Here is a 13,768-nt window from a genome sequence, read left to right as displayed (position 1 = left end):
CTCAAGTTAGCGAGTTGCTAGGGGAAAGAGTAAAGGGGAAAGTTTGCGAGATACGAGGCGTTTTAACGCTGAACAAAAATGGAGCTATTAGAGATCAGTCGTTAGAAGTCAGATTAAAAACTCAACGAGTTAGCGAGTTACTTGACACAAGTGGTAGGCACTCTAGTGTTTTTAACTTGCTAACTTGCTAACTTGCTAACTTGCTAACTTGCTAACTTGCTAACTTGCTAACTTGCTAACTTGCTAACTTGCTAACTTGCTAACTTGCTAACCCGCAACTCATTCCATTTAATCGTCTGGGCCTTTTAGGGTAAACACTAAATGCCTGCGCATGTCTTTTAAAATCACGCCTTTTTTCAGCATTGCGCCACTTAGGCGTTTTTGCCATTTTAATAGTTCTGGGGTCGCTGCATCGAGTGTTTGTTGGTTTTCAAATTGAAAACATAATAGCAATGAGCCTGGGAATAAGTGGTATTCCACATCAAACCAGCATTGCAACATGCCTTCAAGTTCTGCGCGACCTTGCTCTTCAAGGGCGTCGGCAACATTTAATACAAGTGCTTGCTGTTTTAATTGTACTTTAGAAAGCTTTTTCATTTAAAAACCAAAATCGAGTCGAAAAACTAATTATACCTAAGCTTCATGCTTGGCGGAATGCATTACGCCAGTCTCGCGGTGATAAACCAAACTGAGAGCGAAAATGATGGCGTAAAGTAACAGATGAGCCAAAGCCGCATTGCTCGGCTAAATGTTCTAGTGGTAAATCAGTTGACTCAAGAAGTCGCTGTGCGTGGTTTAAACGTTGATTTAACAGCCACTGCCCAACGCTCTGTCCAGTAAGCGATTGAAAGTGGCGGGTAAAGGTGCGTCGGCTCATGTGCATTTGCTCTGCGAGTGTATCAATCGTATGGTTGCTAGCTAAGTTTTCTTGCATCTGTTCAAGTAAGCTTGCTAAACGCTCATCAGCAACACTTTCGGGGACGGGTAGGGCAATAAATTGTGTCTGCCCACCAGTGCGATACGGAGCCGTTACCATCATTCTGGCAATAGCATTAGTTTGCTCGCTTCCTAAAAATTTGCGAACCAAATATAAGCAGCAATCAATAGCTGCTGCTGTTCCTGCCGATGTATAGAGCTGGTCATGTTCAAGGTAAAGTACTTGATTGTTAAGTTTCACTTTTGCAAAGCGAGCTTTAAAGTCATCGCTGTATGCCCAGTGGGTGGTTGCTTCAATATTATCTAAAAGCCCAATGTGTGCTAACGCATAAGCTCCTAAACAGAGCCCTACAATAATAGCGCCACGGCTATGAGCGTTTAGCAAACTGGTTGCTAATTCTTTAGAGGGGGCTGTTTCAGGGGATGGCCAAGACGGAATAATTATAATATCTGCCTGATCAAATTTTGTTATTGAGTGGTGCGCTTGAATATCAAACCCCGCACTTGAGGGCATTACCTGTTCACATTCGCTGCACACTGTTAAATTAAATTCTTTGATACCTGCCGAGCGAGCGCCCTCACCAAACACCATACATGGTACTGCAAGATGAAATGGACTGATATTAGGAAATGCGAATACCGCAACATTCATGGTAAAGCCTTATTAAACACTTTGGCCCAATATTATCGATAAATGGTATTTGGGTCACTGTTTGATACGTTAAAAATTCAGCAAACTAGGGTTCAATAAAATGAAAAAGGGCTCATACAATGACAAACACAGCATTACTAATTATCGACTTACAGAATGATTATTTTGAAGATTGTGCATTTCCTTTATGGCAGGCTAAACAAGTAAAAGATCAGCTAGTAGATGTGATCAAACAAGCAACAGAACGCGGAGTTTTACCTATTCATATTCAGCATGTTGCTGATCCTTCTCAGGGGTTAGCGCCATTTTTTAATGAAGGTACAGAAGGTGTTGATATTCATCCTGATATTTTAAAAGCAGCACCAGAAGCCCCTGTGGTTGTAAAACACTATGCAGACAGCTTTCATCAGACCAATTTAGAAGATGTATTAAAGCAACATGGTATTAAAAAACTTTTGATCGCAGGCATGATGACGCAAAACTGTGTGACTCATACTGCTATCTCAGAGCAAGCTAAAGAGTACGATGTGGCAGTTATAACGGATGTGAGCACCACAGTATCTGAAATGCTACATTTAATCGCACTAAATGCGCTTGCCCCACGAGTAAAACTGTTAGACGCAAAGCAAGCCTTGCTTAGTTTGCAAAGTAGTTAATATTTGCAAAGGCCGAAATAACATCTTTGGCAAATGCAATACGGGGGTGCTTTAATGCCCCTTTGTTCCAAACTAAGTAAATTATGTTTTCTGGGCCTTCGGGCCCTAGTTGCACAAGCTCTCCGGCTTTTATCTGATCGCGACATAGGTAATCGGGTAATACAGAATAGCCAATGCCTGAGCGAATAATATTGCTAATAGCACGTATGTCCGGGCAAATAGCAATGACATTTGAGTGGCATTTTGCGTTAAATACAGCTTCAAAGTATTGTCTTATCAAAGGCAGCTCTTCATCATAAGCAACGACATTGTAGCTTGAGAGTAAATCTGCGGTAATGGCGCTGTCTTTGATTTCTCGGCCATGTAAACGGTTCATCACCAAAATGAGCTTTTCTTTGTCGAGCACAAGGCTATCAAATAGTGCTGGATCAGGCGCTGATGCGGCAATAGCAATATCTGCAGTACCTGATTGCAAGGCATCAAAAATTCTCACTTTATTACCAATATGCAGAACAAGATTTACATTGCCAGATTGCAGTAAGTTGGCAATTTGTGGCCCCGATACACTACTAATATATTCGGCAGGTCCTGCAATATTAACAGTGCCATGTGCGGCATCAGAACGTGCCCGTATCGACATGATCTTTTGCTCTAATATATCGATATGACCAGAAACCTGTAGCGCTAGATCATGTGCTGCTGCTGTGGGGGTAACGCCACGGGCTTTGCGCTCAAATAAAGATTTACCAACTACAGCTTCCATTGCTTGAATGTGTGAGGTCACCGAAGGCTGAGATAAGCCTAAATTAGCCGCTGCCTTCGTAATATTTTTACAACGATAAACTTCAACAAAGGTTTTTAATTGCGTGAGATAAGACATGTAAATGTACGAGCCATAAATATTCTGATTGCTCCTCTTAATTTATCCGAATTCTACTCGCCCCGCAAACCAACTATGATAGCAGTACTTTCTTAAAGGATGAGTTATGAAAAAGATATTACAGCGACTAACGCTTGTTGTTGCATCAACTATGTCGATGTTTGCAGTGGCGGGTGAAGGCGAAGTATTGGTAATTTTATCAAGTGAAACAACCATGGACTTAGCTGATGGCCAGAGCATCGAAACAGGCTACTACCTAAATGAGTTTGGTGTGCCAGCAAAAGCATTAGTTGATGCGGGTTATGAGCTTGTACTTGCAACACCCGAAGGTAATACGCCTCAAGTAGATAAAAAATCAGTGAGTACCGACTACTTTGATGGTAATGAAGCTAAAATGCAGAGCATTCAGCGTTTTGTAGCATCGCTACCAGATATCAAAGATACCGCAAGTCTAAGCGAAATTTTAGCGGGTGACTTAAGCCAGTATGAGGCTGTATTTATCCCAGGCGGCCATGCGCCTTTAATTGATTTAGCAAACAACCCAGAAGTGGGTGAAATTTTGCGTCACTTTAATAAGCAAGGTAAACCAACAGCGGCAATTTGCCATGGCCCAATTACGTTGTTGTCGGCACAAGTTCAGCCAAATTCTTATTATCAAGCGATAAAAGATGGCGAAAAGGCATCGGCCAATAACTGGATTTATGATGGCTACAAAATGACTATTTTTTCAGACTCTGAAGAGCGTGTTTTTGAAAGCAGTTTAGAAGGTAAAAAGCTTAAGTTTTATCCCGCTATGGCAATGGAAAACGCCGGTGGAAATATGGCATTCGCTAGTGAGTGGCAGCCAAACGTGGTTGTTGACCGCGAACTCATTACGGGGCAAAACCCGTTTTCAGATAAATTATTAGCAGAAAAGCTTTTAGAAATGTTAGCTAAGTAAATTAGCTAATTAGCAATTTAAACCTAATTTAAGGGGCATTTAAATGTTGAACTTTATTTATAAAAATCAAACCGAAATTTTGTTTGGTAAAGGTCAAATGAGTGAGATCACGTCACGTTTACCAGAAAACGCTAAAGTACTATTACTTTTTGGTGGTGGCTCAATAAAGAAAAATGGCGTATACGACCAAGCAATGAGTGCATTAGCCGATGTTGACGTGATTGAGTTTGGTGGTGTTGAACCTAACCCAACATACGAAACGCTGATGCAAGCTGTGGCAACTGCTAAAGAGCAGAATGTTAACTTTATTCTAGCTGTTGGCGGTGGCAGCGTTATTGATGGCGCTAAGTTTGTTGCAGCAGCTTATAACTTTGCAGGTGAGCCGTGGGATATCCTTGTTAAAGGTGCTGAGTTTAGTAACCCGCTTCCTATTGGTGCAGTTTTAACTTTACCTGCAACTGGCTCTGAGAGTAACGGTAACTCAGTGGTTACTAAAAAAGAGACGTCGCAAAAACGTGCTTTTTCATCACCGAGTGTGCAACCTGTTTTTGCAGTACTTGATCCTGAATATACTTTTTCGTTACCAGAGCGCCAAGTAAGTAATGGTGTTGTAGATGCGTTTGTACACGTTATTGAGCAGTACTTAACTTACCCAGTAAACGCGCCATTACAAGACCGCTTTGCAGAAGGTATTTTACAAACCTTGATCAGCGAAGGACCTAAAGCACTAAATGAACCGCAAAACTATGATGTAAGAGCCAATGTTATGTGGTCGGCTACAATGGCACTGAATGGTTTGATTGGTCAGGGTGTACCGCAAGATTGGTCTACGCATATGATTGGTCATGAATTAACGGCCCTTTATAACCTTGATCACGCACAAACGCTGGCGATTGTTTTACCTGCGCTAATGCATGTTCAAAAAGAGCAAAAGTCTATTAAAATACAACAGCTTGGTGCGCGAGTGTTTGGTTTTAATTATAACGATGAAGCTGAGCAAATCGATAAAACGATTAAAGCAGTGCAAGACTTCTTCGAAGCAATGGCTGTGAAAACACGCCTTGCTGACTATGACCTTGATGAACAAGCGATCGATGCGGTTGTTAAAAACTTAGAAAAGAATGAGATAACTACGCTAGGTGAACACGGTGATATTGATTTAGCGAAAGTTAAGCAAATATTAGCGCTTGCACTTTAGGGCTTAAATTTAAAGGCGTAACATGAAGTGTTACGCCTTTTTAGTGCTTAAAAATCGATTTGCTAGAACTGGCTAAAGATAGCCAAAAGAGCGGTTTACTTGAGCAGTTTAATGCGTGATGAAAGAGCAATATCAGCTACGTTACCCCAATAAATAAACTAATGTAGGTGAGTGTTCACTATTTCATTGAGCGCCATGCAAAGGTCGAAGCGGCAACCACAATCGCAATAGAAATACCGAGGTAGAGGGTTTCTATTGTGCCGCCAAACTCAACGGCGTGTTCTAAAAACAGAATCACTAAAATGACGGATGTTACCTGCACTAAGGTAATTTTTAAGTCATGAAAATCTTCGATATGAAAAGCGGCTAAAAACTGGCTACTCTTTGTGGTTGCAGGCGAAATGAATAGCCGGTACAGGCTGATGGTAATAACTTGAAGAGTAATACCGATAAGTAATAAGTCGAGAATTTTTAAAAGCTCGACTATCATCTCTTTCCCTCCCTTAGCAGAGTCAGGCAATGATATAAGAGTCGTTTTAACAACATTAAAAACGATGTTCACACAGGTTATATAAACAAGTAATGACGAAATTGCTGTAGTGATAATCGCGATGATGACTAAAAACCGGCTATTTTGAAAAAGGCGCTCCATATCAGCTCACATATATAAATTTCTTTGTTATACGAAGCTTAGCTGGTTTTTGATTAAATACAGCACGTTCATTAGCTAAGGGGGCTTAACTTATTAGTTCTTTAAGTATTTACGTGCGAGCTCTGGTTGTGTATAAGTTTAAGGAACAAAAAGGTTGCTTCTATTAGGCATTAATACAAAAGGGATTTTTATGGGCTCGATGGCTAAGCACTCACTCGAACTGGATTTAAATGATAAAAAATGGTTTCGATATGCTGCCTTTAAAGGAAAATCGTCACTAACTGAAGAGTCAATAACAGAACTAGAATCTCTCCCAGGCTTAGCGACGTTATCTGGGTGGGCCGAAGTGTTTTTTGCGCTTATGGTATGCGCAATTTCGCTATCTAGTTTTTATTTAGTAGATGCTTTTAACCCATGGCTGGCTTTTTTAGTTTGTCTTACAAGTTTTTTGGTCGTGTTTATTACCAAGCGCATCATGACTTACAAGAAGTATGGCTTTGGTTCTAAATGGGCAATGAGCATAAGCAAGGATGAGCTCAAAATTGATAAATTGACTTTTAAAGAGCACCAAAATCACACTCTCACCATTGCTAAAAACGAAATCGCAGAGGTTTTGTTTCACTACACGATGGATCTAAAACGCAAACGAAAGTTTGGCGAACCACGAATTAGATTACCCACTTTGCATGTGTGTGAAATTCACTTAAAAAATGGCGATACCTATGAAATTGACGGGATGCGGGTAGGACTTTTTAACGTGTTATATGTAATGGTTTTTCATGGCTACCCATTAAGCTTTAAAGGCACTTTTGCTGGTGGCGCAAGGAATGCCTTAATTTTGTTACTAAGGATGTTTGCCCTATCGGCAATTGCAAGTGCGCTCAGTATGCTTTTCATTAATTTAAAGCCTTGAGCAGTTGTAGCGTGTTCTTAAATGAAATAGCGCCTATTAGAATTAATAGACGCAGTTGGTACGCTCGTATTAAGCAATAAAGTCGAGGGTTACAAGTAGCCGTTTTTCGCCAGTAGCGAGTGCTGGTGAGCGGTGCACAAGGCCTTTGCCTTCGTTATCTTGCCAAGTTTCGCCTTTTAATAGAGCTACATCACCCACATTAAGAGAGTGAATTTTAGTATTTGCTGTCATTAACCCTGATTCTTCATCACTTAATCCTTGGTGACCTGCGCCAAGTTTAGTGCGATCAAGTCCTGCATTTTGCAACCACTGTGAACCACTACCACAATAGGTGCTGACTAACCGACAAGGAACTCTGTCAACATGAAAACGTGGGCACATGGCACGTTCAAGTACTCTTAGGCGTAATCCGGTGCGCTTTAACTCAAATAAATAACAAAACATATCAACAAGCTGAGCGAGGTCGGCTTTAAGCTCTTCTGCTTGAGGTAGTTTTTCAAGGGCCTTATTTATGTCAGCCACAATGGTATTTTGATTGATCACAGCGTTAATGCTGAGCTCTGGGTTGGCTGTAATACTCTCAGCTACTTCTGATTGCAGCTGTTCAGTTAAGCTGCGTTGCCAAATTGCAATGTTATGCTCAGGTTTGTAAATTTGTGAAAACACAACAGGGCTTAGCGCTGTTGCTGCCGCTGATGGTAGGTTATCAGTGTCATGTTCTAATGCGTAAGCTGTCATTATGCTTCCTCCCAGACAGGAAATGGATCGGGCAGGGTTTGCCAAAGCGCTTTGCCTGCTAATAGTTCATCGTCGCTAAGTAAGCATTTATCGAGAGCTTGAATGATCGCTGATTGATTGAGGTTTTGACCAATAAAAACCAGCTCTTGGCGCATATCCCCAAAGGGTTCTTGCCATACTTGGTTAATTGAATCTAAGTAGTCGCTATCAGTTGGCCACTGATCTTGCGGTAAGGCTTTCCAAAATATCCCGCCAAAACCATAGCGGGCTATGCCGCCAGCTTGATTCCATTGGCAAGCAAATTGGGGTCGAGAGGCTAACCAAAAGTAGCCCTTGGAGCGAAGCAATTTGCCTTCGCGTTGATTGTTATGAATAAAGTTATAAAATTTTTCAGGATGAAAAGGGCGGCGAGCCTCATAAGTAAAGCTGCTAATACCGTATTCTTCGGTTTCTGGGGTATGCTCGCCGCGTAGCTCTTTTAGCCAGCCAGGTGCTTGCTGAGCTTTTTCAAAGTTAAACAGGCCCGTGCCGAGAACTTTATTGATATCAATTTGGCCATTTTCAATGGCAATAAGCTCTGCAGAGGTATTTAATGAGCTTAAAATGGCTTTTAAACTCTCAAGCTCATCGGCGCTAATTAAGTCTGTTTTACTAATTAAAATGACATCAGCAAACTCAACTTGATCAATGAGTAGGTCGGCCACGCTTCGCTCATCTTCATCACCTAAGTGTTCGTTGGTTTCTTGTAAAAATTTGGCTTCGTTAAAGTCGTTTAAAAAGTTAACGGCATCAACGACCGTGACCATGGTATCAAGTCTTGCAACATCAGAAAGTGACACGCCATCTTCATCGGCAAAGGTAAATGTTTCGGCAACCGGAAGGGGCTCTGAAATCCCGGTTGACTCAATAACCAAATAATCAAATTGCCCCGTTTTCGCTAAAGCGCGTACTTCAATGAGTAAGTCTTCACGCAAAGTACAGCAGATACAGCCATTGCTCATTTCTACTAGTTTTTCTTCGCCGCGGCTCAGCGAAACATCGTTTTTAACTGTTGCTGCATCGATGTTTATTTCGCTCATATCATTGACGATTACAGCCACTTTTTTGTCTTCACGGTTATTTAAAATATGGCTGAGCACAGTGGTTTTACCTGCACCTAAAAAGCCAGAGAGCACGGTGACGGGAAGTTTGCTCATGGTAGTGACCCTTAATTAGATTAAACAAAATACGGTAAATGTTTTGTTATAATATATCAATAGAGGGGCGGTTAGGAATAGTTGTTATGTATTATTGCAAGATAAAGGTTAACGATAGTGAAGTGTAATACGCTATCGCATTGCTTTTTATTAGTGAAAGCTGAGCTTTGCTGTGTGCTTACCTAAAAAGACGAAGTTAATAAATGCCGAATGTTGAGTGTATTTTATGGTGGGGAGGGTAAATCTAAAGTAGGAGGTTTAGATTGTTTTAGTTAGAAAAAATTACACAAATTGTGTAATAAGTTTATTTACATGTTATTTAATTTGATTTTAACTTATTGATATTATTAGTTTTAATTTTGGCTTTTTACTTGCTACTAGTTTTCCTAAATTTACGTAATAACAATTTAACGAGTTTAAAATAAAGGGAAACTTATGCCGGAGTCATTTAAATATTCAGGTCAAAAGGGGCATGGAGGTGAGCTACATCAACATGCAAATAATCAGTATTCAACAATGACTACAGCACAAGGCTGTCCTGTTAGTGATAATCAAAATTCCTTGTCAGCAGGGAAGCGTGGTCCAACATTAATGGAGGACCATATTTTTCGTGAAAAAATGTTTCATTTCGATCATGAGCGTATTCCTGAGAGGGTTGTGCATGCTAGAGGTTATGGGGCACACGGTTACTTTGAAACTTACGAAACACTTGAAGAGCTGACATGCGCGGATATATTTCAACGAAAAGGCGAGAAAACACCTGTATTCACTCGGTTTTCAACGGTAGCTGGTAGCAAGGGCTCGCCTGATTTAGCAAGGGATGTGCGCGGATTTGCTGTTAAATTTTATACAAAAGAGGGAAACTGGGATTTAGTTGGTAATAACATTCCTGTGTTTTTTATCCAAGATGCGATGAAATTCCCAGACTTGATCCATAGCGCTAAAGCTGAGCCTGATCGTGGTTTTCCGCAAGCTCAAACGGCTCATGATAATTTTTGGGACTTTATTAGCTTATCGCCTGAATCTATGCATATGGTCATGTGGGCGATGTCTGATAGAGCTATTCCACGTTCATTACGCTTTATTGAAGGATTTGGCGTTCACACATTTAAGTTTATCAATAAAAATGGTGAGCAAAAGTACGTTAAATTCCATTGGAAACCTAAATCAGGCATGCAATCAGTGGTTTGGAATGAAGCTGTTAAAATTAATGGAGCAGATCCTGACTTTCATCGCCGTGATATGTGGGAATCAATTCAAAATGGCGATTACCCTGAGTGGGAACTTGGCGTACAGGTATTTGACCAAGCTTTTGCCGATGACTTTGAGTTTGATGTATTTGATGCCACAAAGCTTATCCCTGAAGAGCAAGTACCCGTTAAGATCATTGGTCGAATGGTTTTAGATAGAGTGGTTGATAATTTTTTTGCAGAAACAGAGCAGGTTGCTTTTTGCACACAAAACATAATTCCCGGAATCGATTTTACACCAGATCCACTATTACAAGGGCGTAACTTCTCATATTTAGATACTCAAACAAAGCGATTAGGAGGGCCAAATTTCACTCATATCCCTATTAATGCACCTAAATGTCCAATGCACCACTTTCACCAAGATGGTCACATGGCAATGCATAACCCCAAAGGAAGAGTAAATTATGAGCCAAACTCTTGGCAAAGTGATGAAAACAATCCAAGAGAATGTCCTGTTCATGGCTTTAAAAGCTCTGATGATGAAGCGCAAGGTAGCAAGCTAAGGTATCGATCAGAAACCTTCAGTGATCATTACAGCCAAGCTAGGCAGTTTTATCTAAGTCAAACTAAGATAGAGCAATCACATATCCAGGACGCATTAATTTTTGAACTGTCAAAAGTGGAACATTTAGCTATTAGGGAGCGTGTGGTGTCTCATTTACTAAATATTGATAGCGAATTAGCTAAGTTAGTGGCCTCTGGTTTGGGTTTGCAAACAATGCCTGAACCTGCTGAGGCTGCACTAAAAACTCGCCAAGATTTACCTGTATCTGATGCACTGAGTATTCAAAAAAGTGCTTTGGCTACTTTTGAGGGAAGGAAGCTCGGTATTCTCGTTAGTGATGGCTTTGACGATCAGCTATTTAATTCATTAGTTAGCGAACTAAACGAGCAAGGTGCGAACTTTGAAGTCATTGCAGCCCAGATCGGTGGAGCGAAAAGCTCTACTGGTGTTCACCTTGGAGCAGAGCAAGTTATTAACGGCGGCCCTTCTGTTTTATATGATGCAGTTGTTTTACTGACATCAGAGGAAGGTGCTAAAGAGTTAATTAAAATTCCAGAGGCGAGAGATTTTGTTTCTGATGCGTACTCACACAAAAAATTTATTGGTTTTACTGAAAGCTCAATTGAGTTGTTAAAAGCTGTTGGCTTAAATGAAGACCAAGACGACGGCATCATTAACCTAGAAACGTGCAAGGCATGTGACTTTCTTCAGACACTAACACAACTTCGTTATTGGCAACGATAACTCATCTTTCAAGGCGAGGGCTACTCGCCTTGAGTAATAATTATATAGTGAGAAGGTGCAGTGAAATTAATTTATGTTGATGATAATTTGCCCGGTATTACTCGAAAAAGTCACTCTAAATGTTGGCTTTACTACGACCCAACAGGTAAGCGGATTAATGATAAAAGTGAAATCGCCCGTTTAGATGCACTAGCATTCCCTCCTGCATACAAAGATGTTTGGTTTTGTCCTGAAGAAAATGGCCATATTTTAGCAACTGGTTACGATACAAAAGGGAGAAAACAATACCTTTATCACCCAGATTTTAGAGAGCAGCAGGAGATAAAAAAGTTCGAAGTGTGTGAGCTTTTCGGAAATAAATTACCCTTACTTAGAGCAAAGTTAGCTGAATATTTAGAAGGTAATACACTTGATTATCAAAGGACAATAGCTGCAGTTGTTAGATTGATGGATTTAGGCTCTTTAAGGATAGGGTCTAAACGTAACGCGAAAGAAAATAATAGTTTTGGAGCGACAACTTTACGTCGCCGCCATGCGAAGATAACAGGGAAAAATATTCGCTTAGAATATAAAGCTAAATCTGGCAAAGTGAGAGAGGTTAACCTTACAGATCGCGTTTTGAGCTCTATTATTAAAGAGTTGCAAGATTTACCCGGACAAAACCTGTTTCAATACAAAGAGGATGGTGAATGTATTCCCGTGACCTCACGTGAAGTTAATCAATTTATCCAGCATGTAATGGGAGAGGAGTTTAGTGCAAAACACTTTAGAACCTGGCGTGCAAGTGTTTTAGCATTCGAAGCTTTTTATAATGCAAAGAAAAAGCTCCCTTTGTGCGACATGCTAGAAACGGTATCGAGCCATTTGGGTAATACGCCAACGATAGCCCGTAATTCTTATATTCACCCGGCGCTTATTGATTTATGTAAAAAGGATGAAAACAACCAGGTTGGTTTAAGAAAGCAGTTAAAACTGCCCCGTAAAACGAAGTATTTGAATAGATACGAGCGAGGACTTCTACTCTTTCTCGGCCAGTAGATATGTCTATCTCTGGTAGTCAAGAAATGCCAATTCCTGATAGCAACAATGACAGAATAAGTAAGACTATTTGGCAGTGTACTAATCGGTACAACTAGTTTAACTTTTTGCTAAATAACTGCTCATTAAGGATTTATATGCGTTTAGCCAAACTGTTGTTAGCATTTTCTATTACTTGTTTACCTTATACGTTATCGGCAAAAGAGCCGTTAGCACCAAAGCTCCCTGAGGCTATACAAGAAATTTACCCTACAGTAATGAACCAACATATTTGGGTTGCAGGGGGGATCTCTACCGAGCTGCCAGCATCAACGGGTAATATGACTGCAAAAGTCCATTATTGGTCACCCGAGTATGCAAGTTGGAAATCAGCTCCTAGTTTGCCTGAAGGGCGTCATCACACGTATTTAATTGCAGTAGAAAACAGATTATTTGCCTTTGGTGGTTTTGTTAATACACAAGGCCAGTGGACCAATAGCCGTGATGTGTTAATGCTAGATAAGGGCGCTAAAGCATGGCAAAAGGTGGCGAGTTTGCCTTTTGCGTTAAGTGAGACTGTGGGCGCAGTGCTTAATGGTAAAGTACATTTAGCTGGTGGCCGTAGCCCAAATAGTGAGAAAAATGGGCAATGGCAACATAGTTTAGATGTGAGTGCGCATTTAATTTTTGATCCTAAAAGCTTCACCTTCAAAGAAGCCGCGCCCTTACCTTCGGCTAGAAATAGTGCGGCGAGTGCACAAGTAAACGGCCGTTGGTTTGTGTTAGGTGGCAGAACAGTTGGCGGCGAGCCTATCACTGACATGCTCGAATACTTACCCGAAACAAACACCTGGCAAGCACATGCAGCACTCCCTAAAGCACGAGCAGGGCATGCGGCGGCAGTTATTGATAATGCTATCACTGTGTTTGGCGGTGAACATAGCCAAGGAGTTGACCGTGAGGTTTTTAGTTATGATTTAACCAAGCAGCAATGGCGCAAAACTTTCGAATGGCAAACACCTCGCCACGGTTTAGGAGCTGTTACATTAAACGGCGAAATTTGGCTAGTGGGTGGTGCCACAAAGGTAGGGCTTTCTGAAACGAGCCGTGAAGTTAATAATGCACAAGTGACGATAAGCAATACCAAACCGCAATAATACTTAATCATTTTGAGGGATTAAACCTGTCGCTATCTGCGTTAAAAATTTCTGACTTACGACTGCATGGATGCAGAAGGTAGAGCAATGCAGGTGCAATTGCTGAGAACAACTAAATAACGAAATTTTTGCCTTGCTATCAACGAGGTTTTATTGCCTCAAAATAGATCACTTAATTAAGCAGGTTGGTATAATCTAAAATAGTTTTTCAGAACACTTCACCATTCAATGGAACAAAATTAACAGTAAGACTTAGGTGCGAAAAATGAAACTTTACTGTTAACAAATGTTAAATTGCTATCGTTTTATTAGGAACAAATGTATACTAATT

General features: G+C 40.7%; 13 protein-coding genes. 7 read left to right on the top strand and 6 right to left on the bottom strand.

All coding sequences use genetic code 11. The annotated features are described in order from the left end of the window. Nucleotides 1-288: 288 nt before the first annotated feature. Both L1D51_RS09820 and L1D51_RS09815 read right to left on the bottom strand, forming a co-directional pair. Nucleotides 289-597 (bottom strand): hypothetical protein, encoded by a 309-nt coding sequence (locus tag L1D51_RS09820; RefSeq protein ID WP_054560743.1) that lies wholly within the window; start codon nucleotides 595-597, stop codon nucleotides 289-291. A gap of 43 nt (nucleotides 598-640) precedes the next feature. Next, nucleotides 641-1,588 carry a GlxA family transcriptional regulator gene (locus tag L1D51_RS09815; RefSeq protein WP_054560742.1) on the bottom strand — a complete coding sequence of 316 codons (948 nt, stop codon included), beginning with the start codon at nucleotides 1,586-1,588 and terminating at the stop codon, nucleotides 641-643. Nucleotides 1,589-1,707: 119 nt separating this feature from the next. Between L1D51_RS09815 and L1D51_RS09810 the strand changes: the two genes are divergently transcribed. After that, nucleotides 1,708-2,244 carry a cysteine hydrolase family protein gene (locus L1D51_RS09810; RefSeq protein ID WP_239963570.1) on the top strand — a complete coding sequence of 179 codons (537 nt, stop codon included), beginning with the start codon at nucleotides 1,708-1,710 and terminating at the stop codon, nucleotides 2,242-2,244. Here the strand turns inward: L1D51_RS09810 and L1D51_RS09805 are convergent. Beyond that, a complete protein-coding gene (locus L1D51_RS09805) occupies nucleotides 2,225-3,124 on the bottom strand; it encodes a LysR family transcriptional regulator (RefSeq protein WP_055021313.1) in 900 nt (299 codons plus the stop codon). The two genes, L1D51_RS09810 and L1D51_RS09805, sit on opposite strands and share 20 nt — an antisense overlap. A gap of 106 nt (nucleotides 3,125-3,230) precedes the next feature. Between L1D51_RS09805 and L1D51_RS09800 the strand changes: the two genes are divergently transcribed. Continuing rightward, nucleotides 3,231-4,064, top strand: coding sequence for a type 1 glutamine amidotransferase domain-containing protein (locus L1D51_RS09800; RefSeq protein WP_239963569.1), 834 nt, complete (start codon nucleotides 3,231-3,233; stop codon nucleotides 4,062-4,064). A gap of 43 nt (nucleotides 4,065-4,107) precedes the next feature. After that, complete coding sequence (locus tag L1D51_RS09795; protein ID WP_055021311.1) at nucleotides 4,108-5,262, top strand: iron-containing alcohol dehydrogenase; 1,155 nt, start codon at nucleotides 4,108-4,110, stop codon at nucleotides 5,260-5,262. Between the two features lie 178 nt (nucleotides 5,263-5,440). Here the strand turns inward: L1D51_RS09795 and L1D51_RS09790 are convergent, their stop codons facing one another. Then, entirely contained in the window at nucleotides 5,441-5,914 is a 474-nt protein-coding gene (locus L1D51_RS09790) for a YqhA family protein (RefSeq protein ID WP_054560737.1), read from the bottom strand. Nucleotides 5,915-6,104: 190 nt separating this feature from the next. Between L1D51_RS09790 and L1D51_RS09785 the strand changes: the two genes are divergently transcribed. Continuing rightward, on the top strand, nucleotides 6,105-6,827 hold the full coding sequence (locus tag L1D51_RS09785) for a hypothetical protein (RefSeq protein WP_054560736.1): 723 nt from the start codon (nucleotides 6,105-6,107) through the stop codon (nucleotides 6,825-6,827). Nucleotides 6,828-6,896: 69 nt separating this feature from the next. Here L1D51_RS09785 and L1D51_RS09780 read toward each other — a convergent pair whose 3' ends face one another. Together L1D51_RS09780 and zigA are read right to left on the bottom strand one after the other, a co-directional pair. Beyond that, nucleotides 6,897-7,565: a DUF1826 domain-containing protein gene (locus L1D51_RS09780; protein WP_239963568.1), complete on the bottom strand. Its 669-nt coding sequence runs from the start codon at nucleotides 7,563-7,565 to the stop codon at nucleotides 6,897-6,899. Continuing rightward, entirely contained in the window at nucleotides 7,565-8,761 is a 1,197-nt protein-coding gene (gene zigA / locus L1D51_RS09775; protein WP_239963567.1) for a zinc metallochaperone GTPase ZigA, read from the bottom strand. Before zigA ends, L1D51_RS09780 begins: the two co-directional genes overlap by 1 nt. Before the next feature lie 435 nt (nucleotides 8,762-9,196). Between zigA and L1D51_RS09770 the strand changes: the two genes are divergently transcribed. The 3 genes from L1D51_RS09770 to L1D51_RS09760 all read left to right on the top strand — a co-directional run bounded on the left by L1D51_RS09770 (nucleotide 9,197) and on the right by L1D51_RS09760 (nucleotide 13,437). After that, entirely contained in the window at nucleotides 9,197-11,263 is a 2,067-nt protein-coding gene (locus L1D51_RS09770; protein WP_239963566.1) for a catalase, read from the top strand. A 60-nt stretch (nucleotides 11,264-11,323) separates the two neighbouring features. Further along, nucleotides 11,324-12,301 carry a DNA topoisomerase IB gene (locus L1D51_RS09765; protein WP_239963565.1) on the top strand — a complete coding sequence of 326 codons (978 nt, stop codon included), beginning with the start codon at nucleotides 11,324-11,326 and terminating at the stop codon, nucleotides 12,299-12,301. A gap of 137 nt (nucleotides 12,302-12,438) precedes the next feature. Further along, nucleotides 12,439-13,437, top strand: a complete 999-nt coding sequence (locus tag L1D51_RS09760; protein WP_239963564.1) for a Kelch repeat-containing protein — start codon at nucleotides 12,439-12,441, stop codon at nucleotides 13,435-13,437. Nucleotides 13,438-13,768 lie beyond the last annotated feature (331 nt).

The organism is Pseudoalteromonas shioyasakiensis, from assembly GCF_022398475.1.
Lineage (GTDB): Bacteria > Pseudomonadota > Gammaproteobacteria > Enterobacterales > Alteromonadaceae > Pseudoalteromonas.
The sequence above is the reverse complement of the archived record's forward strand: the minus strand, read 5'-3'. Positions and strand labels throughout refer to the sequence as shown.